We start from the raw sequence: 23,331 nt of genomic DNA on the forward strand, positions 1-23,331 counted from the left end.
AAGGAAGATCGCAGGCTCAGCCATTTTTGTCGGTTCAAAAAATATAGGAAGCATACTAAGAAGTTACTCGCATCATGCTGTATGGACCATATCAATCGGAGCCATAGTCGGGTTAAGGAGTAGAAGTAAAATAAGAATAAGCCAGATAGGATGACAGTATGAGCAAGAGCATCAAGGTACCGATTACCTCCCGTCTAAAAGGAAACTTGTATTTGTTTTTATGCCATATATTCAGCCCGGCTCCGATTACTTCAAGAAGCAGCCAGGGAATCCAGTATTTCAGGGAGAGGTTAAGAATGAAATAAAAGATGCAAAACAGGATGAGTCCTGTGTAAATCAGGGGAGTTCCCCATGGATGATACTTTGGGACGGAGCTCATGGGTGGTGGCTTGTGGATAGATGTCAACTGTACAGATTTTACGGTTTCCCCTAAAAAAAAGGTGCCGGCTATGGATGTAAGTAAAGGATAGCTTTCTACCTAAATCTTTATTGCGCGCATAATCACAGCGGAATGTAGAGGCAACACAACAAATAGCGAAGCCAAATTCTTCAGGGGTAAATCCTCCTTTAGTTGTATAGCGGTAAAAATGTAGGATTTGTCACCTGTTTCACATTTTTTTCAAGGAGGCAGATGAAGGGGGAGAAAGTAAGCTCACTCCTGTTTGAGTGGTTGGGAAAATGCAAAATGTCTGTATTTTGCCGCTGATGAACGCCTTATTGTGTTTTGCGGAAATAGGCGGTACATATTTGGGCTAAGTTTAGCGATCCTTAACCCGAATTATTCACCGCTAGTTTTGGGGTTCGCTGTAAGGGTTTATTTTTGAGTTTGTTATGGTTGAGTCTATTAAATTCTGATAGCCCAAATTGGGCTAGGCTTGCTTTCTCCTCCTTCATCTGCTTCGTTGGAAAAAACTCGAAATAGGAAACTATTCCTTCATTTTTTCCGCCTTACAGCTAAACGAGGATTTAAGCCTGAATAATCCGGGTTAATCCGTTTTTCACAGCCAGATATCCCATTTCAAAAAAAAACGATAGCCCTTTAGGAGCCATCGCTTTGTAAATAACTTTTGTGTTGCTGCTTATTTGTCCCGGTCTTCCCGAATGACTTGTATCACGCCATTTACGTCAAGGAGGTTGCCGATCAGCTTGTCCAGGTGCTTAGTGTCCTGCACGAAAAGCTCAATGTTTCCGCGAAATATTCCTTTGTCTGATTCAATAGAAACTGATCGCATATTGACCTTTAGTTCTTCGGAAATAATTTTGGAAATGTCATTGATCAAGCCAACGCGGTCCGTTCCTTCAATGCGTAGCCCCACCAGAAAAGATTCTTCCTTCTGACTCGCCCATCGGGCTTTGATCACCCGGTGTCCGTGATTAGATAAAAGCTCCACCGCATTTGGGCAGGAGGTTCTGTGAATCTTAATTCCCTCATTCACGGTAATAAAACCGAAGATGTCATCTCCCGGAATCGGATTACAACATTTGGCGGTTTTATATTCAAAGATGTCCATGTCCTCTCCGATATAGAGCACATCTTCATCTCTTTCCTTGGTTTTGGTAATTTCCTTTTTAAAAGTGCTGGCATCGGAGATCTTGTCCGCTTTTTTCTTGGCGGTAATCTTGTCCCGGGCTTCCTGGAATTTTTTTATTTCTTTAGGGTCAATCTCTCCCTTTCCGATTTTATCCATCAGGTCCGGAATCGACTTCTGATTGAAGAAAGCACGAAGGCGCTGCATGGTCACCTCATTGTACTCCATCTTCATTTGCTTCACTTTACGCTCCACTATCTCCTTACCTAAAGCAATATTGCGCTTGCGGTCCTCGGCCAAAGCATCCTTAATTCTGGAGCGGGCCTTGGAAGTAACCACAATTTTAAGCCAACCCTCATTGGGCTTTTGCTTGGTGGAGGTTAGGATTTCCACCTGATCCCCGGTCTTCACCTTATAGGAAATGGGTACCAGCTTTTGATTTACCTTGGCGCCTATGCATCGCGCTCCTACCTCGGTATGGATTTCAAAAGCAAAATCCAAAGCAGTGGCATTATAGGGAAGGATCTTTAAATCTCCTTTGGGAGTAAAGATAAAGACTTCCTCCTGGAACAGGTTAGATTTGAAATCATCCACAAACTCCATGGCATTGGAGTCATTCTGCTCAAGCATTTCACGGACCTGACCGATCCAACCTTCCAGTCCGCCGCCTTTTTCTTTTCCTTTGGAGTTCTCTTTATATTTCCAGTGAGCAGCATATCCTTTCTCCGCAATTTCATCCATGCGTCGGGTGCGAATCTGCACCTCCACCCACTGCCCCGGCTTACTCATAACCGTGGTGTGGAGCGATTCATAACCATTCCCTTTCGGAGTGGAGATCCAGTCCCTTAGTCGGTCCGGATTTGGCTTATAAGAATCGGTCACCAGGGAATATATCTGCCAGCAGGTACTTTTCTCATCTTCCACCGGGGTGTCCACAATGATCCGGATAGCGAACAGATCATATACCTTTTCAAAGGGTACATTCTGCTTTTTCATTTTTCGCCAAATGGAATAAATGGACTTCGGACGTCCCTTGATTTCAAAGGGGTAGTTCAGGGTTTGAATTTTCGTCCGAATCGGTTTAATAAAAGACTTGATGAAATTATTGCGAGCGACCTTAGTCTGATTCAGCTTGCTGGCGATTTCTCGGTAGGTATCCTGTTCGGTATATTTTAAGTAAAGATCTTCTAATTCAGATTTAATGGCATATAAGCCCAATCGGTGCGCTAAAGGTGCGTAAAGGTATATGGTTTCAGAGGCAATCTTTAATTGCTTATGTCTCGGCATGCTCCCCAAAGTACGCATGTTATGCAGGCGGTCGGCTAATTTGATCAGGATTACCCGCACATCTTCTGAAAGGGTCAAGAGCATTTTTCGGAAGTTCTCGGCCTGTGCGGAAGTTCCATATTCAAATACGCCGGAGATCTTGGTCAGGCCGTCAATAATTTGCGCCACCTTGGGACCAAAGTCTCTTTCAATATCCGTTAATTCAATCTCGGTATCTTCTACTACATCGTGTAACAGGGCGGCAACAATGGAGGTGGTCCCGAGGCCAATCTCATCAATGCAGATCATTGCCACCTCGATGGGATGAAAAATATAAGGCTCACCGGATTTTCTTCGCATGTCCTGATGCGCCTCCATAGAGGTGTAAAAAGCTTTTTTGATGATTTTGGCGTCCCCCTCCTTTAGTACGGGTTTGGCGTGTCTCAACATCCTGCGGTATCTGCGGATGATCTCTTTGCGCTCCTCTTCCAGTTCGATTGTGGTCATGTCTTAAGATAAAAATTCCTAAAGCTAGATGAAAGATCTTCAGGGCTTTAATCGATAAATTAGGATGATATTCCTTAAAATAATAAAGCTTGAAAACGTAATAAACACGCTCTTAGAAAACGTACTCGTTTTTTGTAAATTCAATGTTACCTAAATATTTTAAAAAAGTGAAAGATTATTTCCTCCGTTTGAATCTAATTTGGATAGAATAAAAATTCTTACCAAGACTTGGAGGGCATAGTACAATGGCCGCACATTTTTTCTAAATTTGTCAAAATTATTAAATGAGATTCTTTTTTCGCATATGGACCTTGTATATGGCACTCATTGTAATGGTGCCTTGCTCGGATGATCCTGCTGTCGCGCATGATCATCACGGAGGAGCTATGCACCAGTGTGAACAGTTAAACCACGCGGAAGAGGAAGAAGACTTTGGAGAGACCTGCTCTCCTTTTTGTGGTTGCGGTTGTTGCCAGAAAGTCGCTGACCGTTGTACCTTGAAGATTCCCACTATTGATCGTATCCAATCGGAGGCGGGCTTCAAAAATCCAAGGCTCCTGCAGCTTGTAGTGGATGAAGTCTATGTCGACCATTTTCAGCCTCCCCGGGCTTGATTGAATTTTCTCAGGATATCATTTTTTTATTAGACTCGATCTGAATAATACGGATGGAGCGAAATCCCCTGTTTAATTATTTATAAACCGCGGCGAAGTGTTTACCTTTTGGTAGGTACTTGTTTTGTATGTCGTTGGTGGTGAAAGGGGAAAGGTGTCCTATGTCAAAAAATTACCAGCCATGCGCTTGGTGATTATTTTCTTTTCCGAACGACTTTAGGCTTCTGCTGTTCTTTAACGGTGGAGGGGCTTGCGTTCCAAAAAAATCAATCAATGATTCAAAAAATAATAGATCTGTCTATCCGTAATAAGGGCGTCATTGCCCTGTTAATGGTAGGCTGGATATTGGGGGGAATCTGGGCTATGAAAGATCTCCCTTTGGATGCAGTACCTGATATTACCAATAATCAGGTGCAAATCATTACCGTGGCGCCGGATCTGGGCACGGAAGAAATCGAGCAATTTGTATCTTATCCGGTGGAAGTGAATATGGCCAATCTGCCCGGGGTGGAGGAAATCCGTTCTATTTCAAGGTTTGGCCTTTCAGTGGTCACGGTGGTGTTTGAAGAAGATATGGGTACTTATCTTCCGCGACAGTTAGTGGGGGAAAAGCTGGATGAGGTCAAGGAGCAAATTCCTGCTGGATTCGGAACCCCGGAGATGGGACCCATTACCACCGGATTGGGAGAAGTTTATCAATATTTTCTGGAAGTAGATGCTGATCATGCCGATCAATATTCCCTTACTGATTTGAGGGAAATGCAAGACTGGATTATCCGCCGACAAATGGCCATGGTGCCCGGAGTCGTGGAGGTGAATGGTTTTGGTGGTTCGGTGAAGCAGTTTGAGGTGAAGTTAGACCCGGCAGTGATCAATGCGATGGGCATCACGGTGTCAGAGGTGTTTGAAGCTTTGGAAAAAAATAATGCCAACACCGGTGGTGCCTATATCGAAAAGAACCATAAAGCCAACTTTATCCGGGGGGAAGGTTTATTGCGTTCAGCGGAAGAGATTGAGCAGGTCGTAGTGGCCAATGTGCAGGGCCTGCCGGTTCTTATTAAAGATGTGGCGGAGGTTGGCATAGGCGGTGCGATACGTTATGGCGCTTTAACGGTGGACGGAAAAGGAGAAGCCGTAGGAGGCATGGTCATGATGCTGAAGGGAGGAAACTCTAATGCGGTAATTGATCATGTCAAAGTTCGGGTAGCGGAGATTCAGAAGTCCATGCCGGAAGGAGTGACGATTGTGCCTTATCATGATCGATCAGAATTGGTGAAGAAAACAACTAGTACAGTGGCTGGCAATCTTGTAGAGGGTGGGCTGATCGTTATTTTTATTTTGGTGCTCTTCCTGGGGAACTGGCGGGGAGGTTTGATTGTGGCCTCTACCATCCCGTTATCCCTGCTTTTTGCTTTTATGATGATGCGCGCCTTTGGGGTGTGGGCGAATCTGATGTCTTTAGGGGCGATAGATTTCGGAATTATTGTTGACGGAGCAGTAATTATTGTAGAGAGTGCCGTCTTCATGATGCACAAAAGAATTTTGGGCGGACATGCCCTGAATCGAAAAGATCGGGATGAGGTAGCCTCCGAAGCTTCCGGTAAGATGATGAACTCTGCCTTCTTCGGGCAACTGATTATCCTGATTGTATTCCTGCCGATTTTGGCATTGGAAGGAGTGGAAGGGAAAATGTTCCAACCGATGGCGCTCACCTTTGGTTTTGCTATTATTGGTGCTATGCTGTTGTGTCTGACCTATGTGCCTATGATTGCCGCGACCTTTTTGAATGCCCGAGTTAATGAAAAGCCCGGTTTTGGAGATAAGGTGGTGAGCCGTTTGGAAAACAGCTTTAAGCCGCTTTTGGAAAAAGTACTGGATCATGGTAAGCAGTTTTTGGCCGTTTGTGTGGTAGCCCTTGCCCTTGCAGTGGGGGTGTTCAGCCAAATGGGGGGGGAGTTTATTCCGCAGCTGGATGAAGGCGATTTTGCTTTCCATGTCATCGCTAAGCCCGGTTCGGCCCTTTCTGAAACCGTGGATGCCACCACCAGGGTGGAACAATTGGTAATGAAGAATTTCCCGGAAGTAAAACATGTGGTAAGCCGCATTGGGGTGGCGGATGTACCTACAGACCCCATGCCGATGGACGTAGCCGACGTGATCGTCAACTTACAGCCGGAAGAACTATGGCGGGAAGGGATGACGAAGCATCAATTAGTGGAGGAAGTAGAGGCATTGGTGAAGACGGTGCCGGGAATCAATTTCGAATTTACCCAACCAATTGAGATGCGATTCAATGAACTCCTCACTGGAGTACGCGAAGACATTGCGGTGAAGATCTATGGTGATGATCTGGAAGTGCTGGCACGTATTGCCAGGGAAACGGGGCAATTAATCAATGGGATTGAAGGCATCGGGGACTTGAAAGTGGAAGCCACTACCGGACAACCGCAGTTGAATGTTAAATACAAGCGGGATCTTTTAGCTAAATACGGGGCTTCAGTGGCAGAGGTGAATCAGGCCATTCGAACTGCCTTTGCCGGTGGTGTGGCAGGGACTATTTTTCAGGGAGAACGTCGTTTTGATTTGGTGGTTAGGCTGGCAGAAGAAAACCGAAATGATTTGGAGGACCTGAAACATTTATTTGTAAGATTGGACTCCGGGGCAAAAATTCCCCTTCAGGAATTGGCAGAAATTACTTTTGAGCCCGGGCCGATGCAGATTTCCCGTGATGATACCAATCGCAGGACTTATGTGGGGATTAACGTTCGGGGGAGAGATGTGGAGTCGTTGGTGAATGAAATTCAGGAAAAACTGGATGCGGAATTGAAGATGCCTCCGGGCTATTTTATCCGTTATGGAGGGGCTTTTGAAAATCTGGAGCGGGCAAAAGAACGTTTGCAAGTACTTGTTCCGGTGGTACTGGTACTTATTTTCGTGCTGGTGTACTTTGCTTTGGGCTCTGTCAAAAAGACCATCATGATCTATATGGCCATCCCGATGGCTACTATTGGAGGAGTGGTCAGCTTATGGTTAAGGGGAATGCCTTTTAGTATTTCTGCTGGTGTCGGATTCATCGTATTATTCGGGGTGGCCGTTTTGAACGGATTAGTATTAATTCATGGACTGGATGAATTGGAGGAAATGCCCTTGCGGGAGCGAATCCTTCAGGGAACCACACGTCGTTTACGCCCCATTTTACTGACAGCCTCTACGGATATTCTGGGCTTTTTGCCCATGGCGCTTTCCAATGGTGCCGGAGCAGAAGTGCAGCGCCCCTTGGCTACGGTGGTGATTGGGGGATTGTTTACTGCCTGTTTGTTGACCTTATTTGTTTTGCCCATTTTATATCAATTAGTTCATAAAGACGAGCATTCAAAAGTGGTAGAGGTTCCGCCAAAGGCCGTTATGGCCACCCTATTATTGATGGTAATGCCATTTTTTGGGAAAGCACAAGATCAAAAGCAGGAGCTTTCTCTGGAGGAGGCGCTGGATCGTGCCTATAAGAATTACCCCATTATGCAGCAGGCCGGTTTGAATATTGAACAGCAGCAGGCATTGAAGAAAACCGCTTTCAATTTTGGAACCACTCAGCTGACCACCGGTGGCGAGGAGATCGGTGAAAACGGCAGGGGAGTTTACACGCCCTTTATGATTAATCAGCAAAATATTGATATCTTTTCCATGTCCGCCAAATCCAAATATTATAAAAAGGCAATCAATGCGGCAGAGGTGGAGCAACAGTTGCAATGGCAGGATTTGAAGCGCTGGGTGAGTCAGGATTGGGTACGCTCTTCAGTAGATTATGCCCGCCTGCAATGGGTGAAGCGCTTTATGGACATTAACAATGATTTTGAGCGTCGGGCCAAAATGTTGTATGAAACCGAAGCCACTAATAAGCTGGCCTATTTGGCGGCACAGAACAAAATGCAGATGCTGAAGAATCAGCAGATTCAGGTGGAGAAGGAATATCAGGAACAATTGGCCGCGCTGCAGCAGTGGATGATGTCCGATACCCTCTTTACCGTAGCGCAGGCACCAGAGCAATTCCTTTCGGAGGTGGATGCGGACAGTGTGTTGCTGCAACAGCATCCGTTAATTCAGTATTATGAGCAGCAGACGATGCTGGCAAAGCAATCAGTGAAAGTGGAGCAGGCAAATTATTTGCCTAAATTAAGTGTGCAGTACGGTTGGCAAACGGTGGAAGGGCAGTCCGGTTTTTACCAATGGCAGGGTGGGATTACGCTACCTCTGGTTTTCAATGCCCAAAAGGGAAGAGTGAAAGCCGCTAAAAAAGTAGCAGAAAGAACCGAAGCCGTACAACAAGAACAGCTGGCCAGATTGCAGGGGCGATTGAATCAATCCAAAATCAATTTTGAAAAGTGGCAGCTATCGGTCAGTAACTATCGGCAGTCTTTATTGCCGGTGGCAGAAGAACAAATTCAGGCGGCTCAGCTGGCTTATGAAGTTGGGGAGATTGATTATGTCACCTTTATTCAAAACCTGGATAATGCCATGCAGGCCTATCAAGCCTATTATCAGGCATTGGAACAGCTGCTATTGGCACAAATTGATTTGGAATACCTTCTGGTAACCCTTTAAAAAAACATGGAGATGAAATTGAATCTGAAAAATATATTGATATTAATGGCAGCCCTGCTTTTCGGGGCTTGTGGAAGTAAAGATCAGGCGACCAGGGAAGCCAGTCTTGCAGAGGAGGAACATTTAGATGCTGGTCTGGTGAAGCTGACCAATATGCAAATTCAGGCCTTGGACTTAATAAGTGGTCCGTTGGAAATGCGCAATTTGTCCGAGGTGGTCGTGGCGAATGGCAGCCTGGAAGTCCCTCCGCAGGGAAGAGCCAACGTGTCTTCCGTAATAGGCGCAAATGTGGCGAAGATTAAAGTGGTAGAGGGGCAGTTAGTGAAAAAGGGGGAGGTTTTGGCCTATTTGGAACATCCCGACATTATTCAGGCACAGTTGGATTATCAGGAAGCTTATCAGCAATTGTTCTATGTGGAGGATGATTTCAAACGTCAGGAAAAACTGTATCAGGAAAAAGTGGCCTCGGGTAAGCAATATCAGAAAGCCAAGGCGGATTTCATGACGCTGAAAAGTCTGGTGAGTGGCCTGAAGATGAAGTTGCAAATGCTGAATATCAATGCCGCCAAGGTAGTGGAAGGAGAAGTGATTCGGTATGCGGCCATTACTTCCCCTATCCATGGGGCGATCACCGAGATTGACATCGCCACAGGTCAGTATGTGGATCCGCAAACGGTGATGTTTGAATTGATTGATGCTTCTCATGTGCATGCAGACCTGATGGTATATGAAAAAGATGCCTTTAAATTGAAAAAAGGCCAGCGGGTGAAATTTTCATTATCCCAGTATAAAGAAGAGATCTTTGAGGCTGAAATTATATCCGTGGGGAAAAATTTTGAAGAAGACCGCAAGGCAGTACATGTTCACGCCGAACCTTTCGCCGATAGCCCGAAATTATTACCGGGCCTATACATTAAAGGGCTGATTGAGGTAGGGGAGCATACCGTAGCGACGCTTCCGGAGGCGGCAATCGTGGAGAAGGCGGGGAAACATTACATTTTCCGAACAAAAGAAATTCAGGAGAAAGAACAGATTTTTGAGCAAGTGGAGGTGGTTCCCGGCATGAAGCATTTGGGATTTGTAGAGGTGAAAGCCATGGAGCCACTGGAAGCTGAGGATCAATGGGTGCTGAATGCTGCCTATTATCTGCTTTCAGAAATGGATAAGGAAGAAGCAGAGCACGATTAGCACCCCTAACATTGCGTTTCACCCGAATTATTCACCGATAAATTCATTAACTAAGCATAAATAGCTTGTTTTTAGTTTATTGTGATTTGTTTTCTTTGGTTTATAATAGCCTGAATTTGGCTAAGTTAGCTTTCTCTTCATTCATCTGTTTCGTTGGAAAAAACTCGAAATAGGAAAAATTCCTTCATTTTTTCCGCCTTACAGCTAAAGGAGGATTTAAGCAGGAATAATCCGGGTTTCACACTTGATGAAATAAAGGAAATAATCAGAGGCGGTCAGATGTTGGTCGCCTCTTTTTGCTTTTCGTGTAGGGCTCCCTTGCCAATGGACCAGCGCCCGATTTTGCAGTGCAGACAGCGATGCAGCTGGCAATACTGCTGTTCCAATTGCAGCAGCCCTTGCCCTTCCCCCGCGTTCTTGGCCTTCAGGCCATGTGCAGCCCATTCTTTGATTACTTTATTTTTTTCGGAAGGTCGTTCCGCTAAAATATTCAATGCCTCCTCTTTGAGTAAAGATCTCCCGCTTTGTTCTCCATAAGCCAGCATAAACGGCACAATGGCATTGATCACGATGGTGTCCAAAGCCGAAGGACCAAGTTGTGCGAAATTTTTAGCGGAGGGCTTTGCGAAATGATGGTGTTTTTGCCAATAAGCGGATCCACAGATATTCCAGGATTCGGCAATGTCTTTTGGGTTTTTTAGCAGGGCATTTAAAGGAATGGGGTTTTTTAATAGCCAGTTGGCCAATTGGGCTAGTCGAATAGTGGGGAAATTAAAAGGACGCGTTCTGGCAAATCGCCAGGCTACCGGATTCATGGGTTCCAGGTTGAATTTTTTCTGATAAAAGGAAAACTCCTCCCAGAGTGCGGCTTCATACTGATCCCTTGGACTGGAGGTGATCAGTCCTGCAGTACCAAAGAGTAAACATTCCGTGGTAAGTTTTTGATCCAGCGTTTTCACCAGGCTACGCCAGCTTAGCGTTTCAGCGAGCATCATCATGGCATCAGAGTTTAAACGGAAGCCGAAAGCGCGCGCAATGACCCAAAAAGCCGTTTGTTGCCAGTGTTGTCCATTTTTGTAATGATATTCCATAATTTGGTCTCGCTTAAGGTGTAGGCGTTCCATTAAAGCCATGTCCACCATGCCCCATTTAAAGTAATCAGGGCATTGCGCCAGAAATGGCTTGCAGGGGTGTTGATGGTCGGTTTGTAAAAAGTGTTGGTATTTTTTGAGGGCTTTATCCCCAACTCTTTCCTTTAAGCTTAGAGTTGGGATAAGACTATTGTCCCTTCGGCGGATTGGTTGATTGTTTTCCCAGACCACATGGAGGATCACGCCGTCATAAGCGGGATCCTGCTGGTGCTGGTGCGCCATCCAGTCCGAGGATTTGATGTGAATTTCTACCTTTCCAAGCCATTCCAGGGGCCCAATTTTGATTCTGGCCTGTTCAAAATCCGGCCCAGCCTGATCGTTGATAAAGCCGGGTGTGAAAATTTGCAAAGTTTCCCCTTCGTCCGTTTGAAGGTGTTGATGGTGGAACTGTTGGCTTTGCCAAATATAGTGTAAAAAAGCTTCCTGCATGAGGAGGGAACCATCCTCTGTGGTGAATTGCTTATGGAATTTATCCGGCAATCTTACGCATAAAAAAAAGGAGAAAGAACCCGAAGGCTCAATCTCCTTTAGAATGTATTTTGAATCTGATTTTTACAGATATTTTTCCAAATATTCAGCCATCTCCTTTTGAAGCGTTTGGGCTGCTTCTGCTGCTTTGTCAGCGAAATCTTCTCCATTAGAAGCATAAATGATGCCACGTGATGAATTGACCAACAATCCACAGTGATCATTCATACCAGCTTCCGCTACTTTTTGAAGACTACCGCCCTGAGCACCCACCCCGGGAACCAACAGGAAGTGATCCGGAATGATTTCGCGAACTTTTTTCAACATATCCGCACGCGTGGCGCCCACGACATACATCATGTTATCCTCCGTTCCCCATTCCTTTCCTTTTTTCAATACACGCTGCCATAGGGCTTCATTCTTGCCTAAGTCGCAGTGCTGAAAGTCAAAACTTCCCTGATTGGAGGTAAGCCCTAAAAGAATCACCCATTTGTTATCATAGCCTAAAAATGGCGTAACGGAATCTTCTCCCATATAAGGAGCCACTGTTACGGAGTCAAAGCTCATGTTTTCGAAAAAAGCACGTGCATATAAGCCTGAGGTATTTCCGATATCGCCTCTTTTGGCATCCGCAATGGTGAAAATTTCCTTCGGAATATAGTTCAGTGTTTTCTCAAGACTTTTCCATCCCTCTGCCCCTAAAGATTCATAGAATGCAATATTGGGTTTATAAGCTACGGCAAATTCTTTAGTGGCGTCAATGATCGCCTTATTAAATTCAAAGACCGGGTCTTCGGTATCTAATAAATGGCTTGGGATTTTTTTAATATCGGTATCCAAACCTACACAAAGGAAAGATTTTTTCTTTTGGATCTGCTCAAAAAGTGACGCTCTGTTCATGATAAAGTCCTGAATATCAGTAAATAAATTGCGTGGTTGATTCCTGTATGATTGCTCAGAATAACCGAGGCGCAAATTTAGTATAAAATGCTTGCAAACAGATGCTAAAAAAGGAAATGTTTTGAAGAAATAACAAAAAGGGTAATGAAGTCAATCACTACCCTTTTGGATGGAGTTTAACACTACAAAAACTCCGAACATCGATCAAATGAATAGGTGAGCATTTCAATCACCTAATACTATGACTGTTACTAAAGGAAAAAGTTCGTATTAAGCCGAATTATGCCTCCTTTACCTCTATTATTCATGCATAAATCCACGTTTAGCTCCAAGTCGGGAAAAATTAACCCGGATTATTCATGCTTTAAGCCTCGTTTAGCTGTAAGGCGGAAAAAATGAAGGAATAGTTTCCTATTTCGAGTTTTTTCCAACGAAACAGATGAATGAGGAGAAAGCAAGCTTGCCCCAATTTGGGCTATTATTAATCAAAGAAAATAAGTTTTAAAGAACTGAAAATAAGTTACTTGTGATCAATTAATGAATATAGCGGTGAATAATTCGGGTTAAGGAATTGTCCTCTATTTCAAGTTTTTTCCAAGGAAGCAGGTGAAGGAGGAGAAAGTAAGCTTACCCCAATTTGGGCTATTAATAAATCACCAATCATAATTTTACTAAAATGAAAAAAAGCCACTCAAGCCAACTCACTTATATTTAGCGGAGAATAATTCGGGTTAAAAATACAGTAAAACCATTCAAAATGGACCGGTGATTATTTTTGGTAAGTTCTTGAACCCGGAGGTGCAGAATTCGGCCAAACGCAAAAAAGCCACCTCTTGGGCAGCTTTTTTGTTATTCTGTAAGAAGATTTATTATCTCAAATCAACAACTTCTACATCCGGATGAGCAGAGGTATTGAACTCAAAGCTACCCGCCGCTACGGTAGGATTACTTTCGAATTTATCAATTATGTATTCGTAATTAATACCGGAACGGTCGAAAATTTCCCAGGCCACCAATTCATGGTTCTTTTGTGCGATCTTCATTCTGATCTTAAAAATGCTTTGGCTATGATCTTCTGGTACCAAATCCACTACATCCACTGCCTGACCGCCTTCAGATACCTGCTCCAGATAAAGGTATTTATAACCTTCTTTATACATATTATAGATGGTCGATAATTCAAAACCACCCTCTTCCGGATCGTTGTGAGAAACATTGACTTCTTCATCGTCAATAAGCCAGGTCCAGACAGTAGTGCCGTTATTGTAAATGACCTGTCCAGAAGCTTCTAACTGGAATTTGTCTCCCTGCACCAAAATTTTCCCATTAAAAGATTCTTCAATATTTTCCATTTTATTGATAAGCTTTTGGGTGAATTCCGCCCGGAAGGCGTCCATCTTTTGGTATTTATTGCTCATCGCATCCAATACTTCGAGTGCCTTGGGGTCTTTTTGGGCAAAAGTCGTTGACACTGTAAAGAAGCACAGAAAGAAGGCGATAATATTTTTCATAGTTGAATAGATTACTGATATTCTTATTACCAATTAATAACCTGTTTTGATTTTTTTAAAACCTTACATAATTCGGTAATTATGACTAAATCGACAAAAATCAGGCCTAATTCCTGCGAAAGTACTTAAAAGTTTGCTATTAATTATAAATCATTTAACATTTGTTCGAGAGCGTATTCGTCACTCACTAATACCTCTCTGGCCTTGGATCCCTCCGGTGGGCCTACAATTCCAGCCGCTTCCAACTGATCGATGATTCTCCCGGCTCGGTTGTACCCTAGTTTTAATTTCCTTTGAATCAGGGAAGTGGAGCCGGATTGATTGCGGACGACCATATAGGCTGCTTCTTCAAAAAGGGCATCTCTTTCAGATAAATCGACTCCTGCAGCGGCCGATTCCCCTTCCTCTCCAACATATTCCGGTAATAAATAAGCTGACGAGTAACCTCTTTGATTACCAATAAAATCACAAACATTGTCCACTTCCGGGGTATCCACAAAAGCGCATTGCAGGCGGGTTAATTCGTTACCGTCTGATAACAGCATGTCTCCACGGCCAATTAATTGTTCTGCTCCTCCCGTATCCAGAATAGTTCTGGAATCTACCTTTGAAGTAACTTTGAAAGACAATCTGGCCGGGAAGTTCGCTTTGATGATACCCGTGATAACGTTCACCGAAGGCCTTTGGGTGGCCACTACTAAGTGAATACCAATCGCGCGGGCCAGCTGTGCCAATCGTGCAATCGGAGTCTCCACTTCTTTTCCAGCGGTCATCATCAAATCTGCCAGCTCATCAATCACCAATACAATATAGGGCAGGTGGCGGTGTCCGTCCAGCGGATTTAGCTTGCGATCAATGAATTTCGCATTGTATTCTTTAATATTCCGACAACCTGCATTCTTCAGCATGTCGTAACGGTTGTCCATTTCAATACAAAGCGAGTTTAGGGTATGTACCACCTTTTTGGTGTCGGTGATAATGGCGTCGTCCCCATCCGGTAGCTTGGCCAGAAAGTGGCGTTCAATTTTATTGTAAAGCGTTAATTCTACCTTTTTGGGGTCAACAAGGATCAGTTTTAATTCCGAAGGGTGTTTTTTATAAAGCAGAGAAGTTAATACTGCATTCAGCCCCACAGACTTACCCTGACCGGTGGCTCCGGCAATCAGCAGGTGAGGGGTTTTGGCTAAATCAAAAACGTAAACCTCATTGGAAATGGTTTTACCGATTACTACCGGCAGGGCTTTATTGCTTTTTAGGAATTTCTCCGTGTTCAGTACGGATTTCATTGATACCATTTCCTTATTGGTGTTCGGCACCTCGATACCAATGGTGCCGCGGCCGGGAATGGGGGCTATAATGCGAATACCCAAGGCAGATAACGACAGGGCGATATCATCTTCCAGATTTTTAATTTTGGAGATTTTGATTCCCTTTGCCGGAACGATTTCATAAAGGGTGACAGTCGGTCCGACAGTCGCTTTAATATCGGAAATGGTGATTTTAAAGTTCTCCAGGGTTTCTACAATCCGTTCGAAATTGGCATTTAATTCCTCCTCTGAAATTTCGGCATTATTGGCCGGGTAATCTTTGAGCAAATCGGCTTGTGGGTACTGGTAACTCCCAAGATCCAGAGTGGGATCATAAGGCTCCATGACCAATTCCTTATTGGCGGATTCCTCTTCCTCATCCTCCGCTTTATCATCCACTTCGGCAATGTCTACACTCAGGGATAATTTGGGCTCCTCTTCCTCTTTTACCTCAGTCATGGGTTTATTTTCTGCAGCAGCAGATGGTTTTGGCCGTATTTCTTCCGCCACCGGTGCTTCCAGCGGTGTTTGAGGCAGACTAAATTCTTCCTCGTCCGGAATAAGAATGCGATTTGCGGAGGATTGCGGTTTTAATGCCGGAGGCGTTACTTCTTCCTCCTGGGGTGTTGAAGTTTCCGGTAAAGGTTGAGTGCTTGTTTTTTTCTGAGGCAATTCCTCCTTAGCCACCGGGCTTTCCGGCTTGGGTTTATTGATGGAGAAGTTGACTTTATTGGCAGGCTTTTCTTCCTGAGGTGGTGTTTTTACTGCTGATTGAACGTTTTCGGTAAGGTCTTCCTCGCTTGCTAAGGGATCCTCACTGGTGAAAAACTCATTGTCGGAAGTATCCTCTGATGGAAGTGGATTTTCTTTCTTTTTGAGTATGCTGGGTGCAGAAAATTGCGGTAACTGAAAAGCTTCTTTGATGTCAAAGAAATAAATGATGAAGAAGCCAAGGATAATCAGTAGAATGATCAGCGTCCCCCAGGAGAAAAGATCATTAAAAATAAGGGCGATTTCATGTCCTATTCCTCCTCCAATGAAAGACCAGTAGCCGGAATATCCCCTGCTCTTGGCCATAATCAGGCAAAAAGAGAAAAAGGTGGATAGCCAAATAGAGGTGAACAGGACAAATTTGGCACTTCTCCTGATGGGCAACTTGACATTGGAAAATGTTAATTGAATCCCGCTGATAAATATAAGGTAGGGGATTAAATAAGCGCCCAGACCAACGGTTCGGTACATTAAAAAGTGAGAGATGCCCGCTCCTAATGCACCCAGCCAGTTTTCAATTTCACGCCCCGACTGGAGTACGCCATTTTGGAAATAAGACTCCATTACACTTTGATCGGCCCTTCCGGTGAAAAGGAAAGAAACCAAGGCGAAAGCCATATAAATTCCACTGAGCAAGAGGGTGATGCCAATTCCTAAACGGAGCTGTTTGTCATCCTTCAGGGATTTGATCTTGCTGAAGAAGCTGGGTCCGGACTTTTTCGGACTTTCTTTTTTTCGAGCTTTGGCTTTACTCTTTTTAGCAGGTTCCTTTGGTGGCTCAGGTTGCTGAGACGCAGGGGGTGTGAAAAATGTGTTTTCAGCCATGGGAAAATGTTGGTATTCTCAGGTAGAGATCAATATTTTGAGCGCAAAAAGGTGATTTTAGACCTTGGAAGAGCCTTCGTTGCGCAGATTTTTATCTAATCAATTCATGCGAATATAAGGAAAATTTCAGCTTCATGGATTCTTAGAAATTATTATCCAAAAAAAAAGGAGAGACCAACGCCCTCCTTTCGTGATATTTTATTTCTGAAAATTATAAGCCTGCCTTCAGGATCGCTTTGTTGATGTCTTTGATAAATCCCGGACCCTGGTAGATAAAGCCGGTGTAGATCTGTACCAGAGAAGCACCAGCTTTCAATTTTTCCACCGCATCTTCCGGGCTGTTGATTCCCCCTACCCCAATAATTGGGAAAGCACCATTGGATTTTTGGTGAAGATAAGCCACAATCTCGGTGGAGCGTTTGGTTAAAGGAGCACCGCTCAATCCCCCGGCGCCAATTTCTTCCACGCGCTCAGCATTTTCTTTCAAGCCTTCCCGGCTGATGGTGGTGTTAGTCGCGATCACGCCATCGATTTGCGTTTCATTCACAATCTCGATGATGTCATCCAACTGCTCATTAGTCAGGTCCGGTGCAATTTTCAATAAAATCGGCTTTGGTGCATCTTTCTGAGCATTGAGCTTTTTCACCTCTGAGAGGAGTTGCTTTAAAGGTTCTTTCTCTTGTAGTGCTCTCAGGTTGGGCGTATTCGGTGAACTTACGTTCAATACGAAGTAGTCCACATAGGGGAAAAGCGCTTCAAAAGCAATTTTGTAATCCTCAAAGGCCTGCTCATTAGGGGTAACCTTATTTTTACCGATGTTGCCGCCTACTATAATATTGGTCTTGCGATTTTTTAGGCGTTCTACCGTAGCCTCTACGCCATCATTGTTGAAACCCATGCGGTTGATAATCCCCTGATCTTCCGGAAGACGGAAAATTCTTGGTTTTGGATTGCCGGGCTGTCCTTTAGGGGTCACCGTACCTATTTCCACAAAACCAAAGCCCATTTGAGCGAATTCATCAATCAGCTTGGCATCCTTATCAAAGCCTGCCGCCAAACCTACCGGATTGGCAAATTTAATCCCGAAAACTTCACGCTCTAGTTTAGGGTCCGAGAAATTATATAGTGCTCGACAAATAGGGCGGGAAAAAGGAAGGGATAACGCACCTTTGGTGAATTTCACTATCGAATGGTGAATAGCTTCAGGATCGTGTTTAAACAGAAAAGGGCGAATGACAGACTTGTACACAGTAAATTTTCTTTTTTTAAAGATGAATAATGAATTGAATAAAAATGTTAGCGCAAAGAAAAGCCGCTTCCTAACAGGAAAGCGGCTTCAATATTAATTTTCTTCTGCCTCAGCAGGAGTATCTTCATTTTCCTCAGCTTCGAAGACTTCCGGCGCCTTCTCTAATAGCGTTTTATACCAGCTTACCAGCTTTTTGATATCAGAGGTATAAACGCGCTCCTCATCGTGATCCGGCAATACGTGCTTCATGAAAGCCCTTAATTCTTCCGAAGAAGAAGTGCTTCCAACTCCCGGATCATCACCGAACTCCTCACGGATTTTCAACATCACATCTCTCAAAGGGCAAGCGCCTTCGTCATCATTAGTGTAAATGGAGATCTCCTGAAGGATAGAAACGCGGCTGTTAGAGTTTGCCACCATCTTTTTTCCAGGTTCGTTAATGCTCTCTACAATAACTCCTGCGCGGGTAGGTTTCAATACTTTGAAAAGCCCTCCCTTTCCGGCAATTGCACAAATTTCTGAAAAGTTCATACTAAATATTTTTATCCAAATTGGTAATGTCGTTTACAAAAGCGGGGCAAACATAGGAGATTTGCCTTTTATTTGAAAGAAGATTAATTAATTTCCTGTTCCGGACATGAATCCTTCGGCCACTTCCTCAATAAAATCCAATACATCTTCTCTTCCGCGGCCATCATCGGAGCTGGTGGCAATCATGGTAGGGAGTTCCTCCCAGTTTTTTCTCATGATTTTGCGGTATTTGGCAATGTTGGATTGCAGCTTGGTGTGGGACTGTTTATCGGACTTGGTGAAAATGATCACAAAGGGAATGCCGTTCTTTCCCATCCAGTTCATGAATTCCATGTCCACTTTCTGTGGCTCGTGTCTGGAATCTACCAACACGAAAGTGCACAAGAGGTTTTCTCTTTTCTTGAGGTATTCCTCAATCATTTTTCCCCACTTGCTGCGGCTGGTTTTGCTGACTTTCGCATAGCCATATCCGGGAAGATCGACCAGGTACCAGTTGTTGTTAATTTCAAAATGATTGATCAGCTGGGTTTTTCCAGGAGTGGAAGAAGTTTTGGCTAAACTTTTACGCTCGGTCAGGCAATTGATTAAGCTTGATTTTCCAACATTGGAGCGTCCGATAAAGGCAAACTCAGCTTTATCTGCCTTGGGGCACTTACTAATGTCGGTATTACTAATGACGAAATTCGCGGATTTAATTTTCATAACTATGCTATCTGTCAGTGTGTAAGCCGGTGAGTGAAAGGCGAAATGCCTGATGGCTCACACTGCGGATTGAGCTGCAAAGTTAATGCCTTTCCCCTTTAACACAAAGTGCTAAAAGTCTAAAGTGAAATTGAGGGAGAGGGAGGCAGATTATTAACCAAAATCCGAAAATAAAATTCATCTATTACATGAGTGAAATTGCGCTAATTTCTCTCTAAATCTTAAACCATATTGACTGTAAATCATAAAAATTAGGAAGCAATCATTGGGATTGGATCCTATCTTTAATATATTTCAACAAATTAATAGCTTAATCTTGGTGTTAATTTGTTAATTTTGGCTTTGTGGGATTCACATTTATGCATGATTTTATTAATTATTACATCCATGTGTCCGCTCGAAATTTTGACTTCAACCTCTTACAGATCACGAATTAGGTGATGAATTTTAAGAAATATCGTTTTTTATTAGGAGTTTCTTTACTCCTCGGTTTTAGCAGTGCATTTGCTCAAACAGTAGATCCCAATAAGGAAACTGCTCGGCAATTATTGGAAATGGCGGAGGAGATTAACAAAAGTACTGCCGTAAAAACTCAGGCTAGGGATATTTATGTGCAGGTGGTGGATTTTGATCCTGAAAATCAGCGCGCCCTGTTTATGGCCGGTAAGCTCTATCTGGAGACCGTGAACAAGGAACGTGCGGTGAAATACCTGAAGAAACTCTATGAATTAAATCCTGAATATCGTTTTGATATCCCTTTCATGATTGGGGAGGCGTATCAGTATGCCATGGATTTTGATAATGCTTTGCTTTATTACCGAAAGTATAAATCCAAGTATGAGAGTAAGGTGAATTACCGCGGGCAGGATTTGGTGCCAATGGATTGGGTAGATCGCAAGATTTATGAGTGTGAAAACGGTAAAAAATTCATGGTGAATCCTTCTCACTGGACCATTGTGAATTTGGGGGAGAACATTAATTCCGACTCTTATGACTTTGCCCCGGTGTTTAATGAGGATGAAACCCTGATTATTTTTACTTCCCGTCGTCAGGATGGGAACCTGAACGAAAACGTAGATAAGGATAACTTTTATTTCGAAGATATTTTTTATTCCAGAAAGGTAAACGGGCAATGGGAACCGGCCAAAAATATTGGAACGAGTGTGAATACCCGCTTTCATGATTCTAACCTGGCTTTGTCAGCAGATGGTCAGACCTTGTTTATTTATCGTGATTCTAATGGGGGAGATATTTACTATTCTACCTATAATGAGACGGAGGATGATTGGTCAGAGCCACTTCCGGTGGAAGGCCGTGTGAATACCTCCTTTTCTGAGAATTCTATATCGATTTCACCGGATGGTAATACGCTCTTCTTTTCTTCTGATCGCCCGGGCGGTATGGGGGAACTGGATATCTATATGGCCACCAAGGATGATAAAGGGGTTTGGTCCAGGGTGAAAAACCTGGGAGAAACTATCAATACGCCTTATGACGATGATAGCCCATTTATTGATTATGATGGAAAAACGCTTTATTTCTCCTCTAAAGGGCGAGATGGAATGGGTGGATTTGATATTTTCAAAACCGTTTATGATTCCGCAACCTCAGAATGGAGTGAGCCCGTGAATTTGGGATACCCGATCAATACCCCGGATAATGATATTTATTTTGTATCTACAGCGGATGGTAAACGTGGGTATTACTCTTCTGTTCGGGAAGATGGAATGGGTTATACCGATATTTATATGGTTAAAATTCCGGATGAGTTTGATGAGCAGCAGCAATTACTTGCCGGAAAAGATATTGAAAAAGCAGAAGATGCGGCAGCACCGGATGTGATGTTGACCTCCGCGGAAACCGAAGAAGTGGTAGCGGTTATTCAGCCTGTTATTTTAGAGGTGAAGATTGTGGATCAGGGTAGTAAGGCGGCTATGGAGTCACGGGTTAATGTGCGAGAGGCTAATACCGGAATGAGCTGGAGAGGAGTAAGGCAGGAAAATGGGGCTTACCGTTTTGAATTAAAGCCTACAGAGACCTCGAATTTTACTTTGTCTTCGGAAAAAGACGGTTATGTATTCAAAAATTTGAAACTGAAATTACCGGTAGCGAACGATGAGGAGCAAATGGTGGAGCGCACCTTGGCCATGAGCAGGATTCAAACCGGACAAAAGTCGATCTTGCGTAATGTTTATTTTGACTTTGGTTCCGCTAAGCTGAAGAAAGAATCTTTTTCAGAACTGAATAAGCTGGAGCGTATGCTCTCTGAAAATCCTTCCATCAAGGTGGAGATTTCCGGACATACCGATGCGGTGGGTTCTGCAGGAAATAATATGAAGCTTTCTCAGAAACGTGCAGAAGCGGTAATGAATTATTTGGAAGGAAAAGGAGTGGATGCTACCCGTATCACCGCCGTTGGTTATGGGGAGGAAAGACCACTGGCTTCCAATGATGATGAAGAGGAAGGACGTGAATTGAACAGAAGAGTAGAGTTTGAAATTATTGAGAAATAGTTCAGAAATATATGATATTGTCGTAGAGGTGGGGAAACTCGCCTCTTTTTTTTTGCGGCAAAGGAATTCGTATTACCTTTGTAGCATAAATTTCACATGAGCCAGATCATTATTGTCGGTGACTTTGAGGGAAATCGGGTCTACGAAAGGTTAGCTAGATGTGATAATTAAAAATGACATTTTGATGAAAGTAGTTCCATATAAAGATCAGCAAGAAGGGAAAAAGGCGCAGGTGCGTGATATGTTCAATAATATTTCCAAGAAATACGATTTATTGAACCATGTTTTAAGCCTTGGGGTTGATATTTACTGGCGTAAGCGTGCAGTAAAGATTTTGAAAAAATATCAGCCGGAATTGATCTTGGATATTGCTACCGGCACAGGAGACTTCGCCATTGAGGCCCTTGCCGCCAATCCAAAGAAAGTGATTGGGGTAGATATTTCCGAAGGGATGTTGGAAATCGGAAAAGAGAAGATCAAAGCCAAAGGATTGGAGGATCGTATAGAAATGCGATTAGGAGATTCTGAGGGATTACTTTTTGAAGATAATTATTTCGATGCCGTGATCGTTTCATTTGGTGTTCGGAATTATGAAAATCTGGAAAAAGGTTTGGCAGATATGTGTCGTGTGTTGAAGCCTGGTGGAAGGTTGGTGATCATTGAATTCTCAAAACCTAAGATTTTCCCTTTTAAACAAATTTACAACGCCTACTTCCGCTTTGTATTACCTGCTGTTGGAAGAGTCATTTCAAAAGATCAGTCCGCTTATACCTATTTGCCGGAATCTGTAAATGCTTTCCCCGATGGTGAGAAATTCACAAAGATATTGGATAAGGTGGGTTATAAAGAGACAGAATGTATTCCACTAACCTTTGGCATAAGCTCCATTTATACCGCTACCAAATAATATTTGTATTAGCGTTCTTCTTGCCTTTAAGTACTGTTCTGGCACAGGCCGGGCCTAAGATCAACCTGCCCTATGTGGATCAGAAAAAGATTCACTACGGTTTTTTTGTGTCTACAGGGCTTTCAGGTTTTAAGCAGACCTATTCTCAGGCTTATTTCGATCGAATAGGTTTTGATCCGAATAATAACCCTGTGGATTTGGACGGGGTTTTATCCATTCAGACTGAACGTCAGCTCTCCTTAGGGGTGGGTTTTATAGGAAACCTAAAGTTGGCCGAGGCTTTGGATGTGCGGGTGACCCCAAAGGCAGGTTTTTACACTTATCGTTTGACTTACCAGTTTAGTGATTCGGTATCTATTGGACCTCCGGGGAATGGTGATTTCAGAGCAGAGCAGGATAATATTGAGAACGTAAGGTTTGAGATGCCAATTCTGCTAAAATTGAAGTCTCAGCGAAGAGGGAACATTCGTGCTTATTTTATCGGAGGGATTAATCCATCCGTAGAAGTGACCGGTAGGCGAGAAAAAGAAATTGCCTTTGAAATGGCGGGCTTTGATCTGGCGCTGGAATGGGGTTTCGGCTTTGATCTGTATTATCCGCTTTTCCGTTTCTCTCCCGAAATTCGTTTTTCCCACGGCCTCATGAATATGAAGGGAACCAATGCCAATAGACCTATAGCAGTGGCGGTAGATCGGCTGACCACCAATAGTGTGACATTGTATTTCAACTTTCAATAAAAATATGAACCTCCTTTTGGAGGTTTTTTTATATCCGGGGGGCAGATTTTTTGGGA

At 43.6% G+C, this 23,331-nt stretch carries 14 protein-coding genes; 6 read left to right on the forward strand and 8 right to left on the reverse strand.

Annotated features, from left to right (window positions below; all coding sequences use genetic code 11):
• Positions 1 to 1,079 precede the first annotated feature (1,079 nt).
• A complete protein-coding gene (locus AAA970_RS03425; RefSeq protein WP_053404009.1) occupies positions 1,080 to 3,302 on the reverse strand; it encodes a RelA/SpoT family protein in 2,223 nt (740 codons plus the stop codon).
• A gap of 284 nt (positions 3,303 to 3,586) precedes the next feature.
• Here AAA970_RS03425 and AAA970_RS03430 point away from each other — a divergent pair, with 284 nt between their 5' ends.
• The 3 genes from AAA970_RS03430 to AAA970_RS03440 all read left to right on the forward strand — a co-directional run bounded on the left by AAA970_RS03430 (position 3,587) and on the right by AAA970_RS03440 (position 9,703).
• On the forward strand, positions 3,587 to 3,916 hold the full coding sequence (locus tag AAA970_RS03430) for a hypothetical protein (protein ID WP_060685540.1): 330 nt from the start codon (positions 3,587 to 3,589) through the stop codon (positions 3,914 to 3,916).
• A gap of 273 nt (positions 3,917 to 4,189) precedes the next feature.
• Positions 4,190 to 8,515, forward strand: coding sequence for a CusA/CzcA family heavy metal efflux RND transporter (locus tag AAA970_RS03435; protein ID WP_338235990.1), 4,326 nt, complete (start codon positions 4,190 to 4,192; stop codon positions 8,513 to 8,515).
• A gap of 12 nt (positions 8,516 to 8,527) precedes the next feature.
• Positions 8,528 to 9,703 carry an efflux RND transporter periplasmic adaptor subunit gene (locus tag AAA970_RS03440; RefSeq protein WP_338235991.1) on the forward strand — a complete coding sequence of 392 codons (1,176 nt, stop codon included), beginning with the start codon at positions 8,528 to 8,530 and terminating at the stop codon, positions 9,701 to 9,703.
• A gap of 275 nt (positions 9,704 to 9,978) precedes the next feature.
• Here AAA970_RS03440 and AAA970_RS03445 read toward each other — a convergent pair whose 3' ends face one another.
• From AAA970_RS03445 to yihA, 7 genes are all read right to left on the reverse strand, one after another.
• Positions 9,979 to 11,334: a DUF2851 family protein gene (locus tag AAA970_RS03445; RefSeq protein ID WP_338235992.1), complete on the reverse strand. Its 1,356-nt coding sequence runs from the start codon at positions 11,332 to 11,334 to the stop codon at positions 9,979 to 9,981.
• A 72-nt stretch (positions 11,335 to 11,406) separates the two neighbouring features.
• Positions 11,407 to 12,222, reverse strand: coding sequence for an orotidine-5'-phosphate decarboxylase (gene pyrF, locus AAA970_RS03450; RefSeq protein WP_338235993.1), 816 nt, complete (start codon positions 12,220 to 12,222; stop codon positions 11,407 to 11,409).
• An 869-nt stretch (positions 12,223 to 13,091) separates the two neighbouring features.
• Positions 13,092 to 13,733 (reverse strand): outer membrane lipoprotein periplasmic chaperone LolA1, encoded by a 642-nt coding sequence (lolA1, locus tag AAA970_RS03455; RefSeq protein WP_338235994.1) that lies wholly within the window; start codon positions 13,731 to 13,733, stop codon positions 13,092 to 13,094.
• A gap of 143 nt (positions 13,734 to 13,876) precedes the next feature.
• On the reverse strand, positions 13,877 to 16,636 hold the full coding sequence (locus AAA970_RS03460) for a DNA translocase FtsK 4TM domain-containing protein (protein WP_338235995.1): 2,760 nt from the start codon (positions 16,634 to 16,636) through the stop codon (positions 13,877 to 13,879).
• Positions 16,637 to 16,847: 211 nt separating this feature from the next.
• On the reverse strand, positions 16,848 to 17,885 hold the full coding sequence (locus AAA970_RS03465; RefSeq protein ID WP_338235996.1) for a quinone-dependent dihydroorotate dehydrogenase: 1,038 nt from the start codon (positions 17,883 to 17,885) through the stop codon (positions 16,848 to 16,850).
• Positions 17,886 to 17,978: 93 nt separating this feature from the next.
• On the reverse strand, positions 17,979 to 18,416 hold the full coding sequence (locus AAA970_RS03470; RefSeq protein WP_053404016.1) for a DUF5606 family protein: 438 nt from the start codon (positions 18,414 to 18,416) through the stop codon (positions 17,979 to 17,981).
• An 87-nt stretch (positions 18,417 to 18,503) separates the two neighbouring features.
• Positions 18,504 to 19,118 (reverse strand): ribosome biogenesis GTP-binding protein YihA/YsxC, encoded by a 615-nt coding sequence (gene yihA / locus AAA970_RS03475; RefSeq protein ID WP_338235997.1) that lies wholly within the window; start codon positions 19,116 to 19,118, stop codon positions 18,504 to 18,506.
• A 440-nt stretch (positions 19,119 to 19,558) separates the two neighbouring features.
• Here yihA and AAA970_RS03480 point away from each other — a divergent pair, with 440 nt between their 5' ends.
• The 3 genes from AAA970_RS03480 to porT all read left to right on the forward strand — a co-directional run bounded on the left by AAA970_RS03480 (position 19,559) and on the right by porT (position 23,275).
• A complete protein-coding gene (locus tag AAA970_RS03480) occupies positions 19,559 to 21,631 on the forward strand; it encodes an OmpA family protein (protein WP_338235998.1) in 2,073 nt (690 codons plus the stop codon).
• Positions 21,632 to 21,815: 184 nt separating this feature from the next.
• Entirely contained in the window at positions 21,816 to 22,538 is a 723-nt protein-coding gene (gene ubiE / locus AAA970_RS03485) for a bifunctional demethylmenaquinone methyltransferase/2-methoxy-6-polyprenyl-1,4-benzoquinol methylase UbiE (RefSeq protein WP_060685549.1), read from the forward strand.
• Positions 22,487 to 23,275, forward strand: a complete 789-nt coding sequence (porT, locus tag AAA970_RS03490; RefSeq protein ID WP_338235999.1) for a type IX secretion/gliding motility protein PorT/SprT — start codon at positions 22,487 to 22,489, stop codon at positions 23,273 to 23,275. Before ubiE ends, porT begins: the two co-directional genes overlap by 52 nt.
• The last annotated feature ends 56 nt before the right edge of the window (positions 23,276 to 23,331 follow it).

It is taken from the genome of Persicobacter diffluens (genome assembly GCF_036244895.1).
GTDB classification, from domain to species: Bacteria; Bacteroidota; Bacteroidia; order Cytophagales; family Cyclobacteriaceae; genus Persicobacter; species Persicobacter diffluens.

Bases quoted from the DNA above. Each gene is read 5' to 3' on its own strand.
- AAA970_RS03440 (WP_338235991.1), top strand. From the start codon at position 8,528: ATGAAATTGAATCTGAAAAATATATTGATATTAATGGCAGCCCTGCTT.
- AAA970_RS03435 (WP_338235990.1), top strand. From the start codon at position 4,190: ATGATTCAAAAAATAATAGATCTGTCTATCCGTAATAAGGGCGTCATT.
- pyrF (WP_338235993.1), bottom strand. From the start codon at position 12,222: ATGAACAGAGCGTCACTTTTTGAGCAGATCCAAAAGAAAAAATCTTTC.
- AAA970_RS03470 (WP_053404016.1), bottom strand. From the start codon at position 18,416: ATGAACTTTTCAGAAATTTGTGCAATTGCCGGAAAGGGAGGGCTTTTC.
- AAA970_RS03425 (WP_053404009.1), bottom strand. From the start codon at position 3,302: ATGACCACAATCGAACTGGAAGAGGAGCGCAAAGAGATCATCCGCAGA.
- ubiE (WP_060685549.1), top strand. From the start codon at position 21,816: ATGAAAGTAGTTCCATATAAAGATCAGCAAGAAGGGAAAAAGGCGCAG.
- AAA970_RS03430 (WP_060685540.1), top strand. From the start codon at position 3,587: ATGAGATTCTTTTTTCGCATATGGACCTTGTATATGGCACTCATTGTA.
- lolA1 (WP_338235994.1), bottom strand. From the start codon at position 13,733: ATGAAAAATATTATCGCCTTCTTTCTGTGCTTCTTTACAGTGTCAACG.
- AAA970_RS03460 (WP_338235995.1), bottom strand. From the start codon at position 16,636: ATGGCTGAAAACACATTTTTCACACCCCCTGCGTCTCAGCAACCTGAG.
- yihA (WP_338235997.1), bottom strand. From the start codon at position 19,118: ATGAAAATTAAATCCGCGAATTTCGTCATTAGTAATACCGACATTAGT.
- AAA970_RS03480 (WP_338235998.1), top strand. From the start codon at position 19,559: ATGAATTTTAAGAAATATCGTTTTTTATTAGGAGTTTCTTTACTCCTC.
- porT (WP_338235999.1), top strand. From the start codon at position 22,487: ATGTATTCCACTAACCTTTGGCATAAGCTCCATTTATACCGCTACCAA.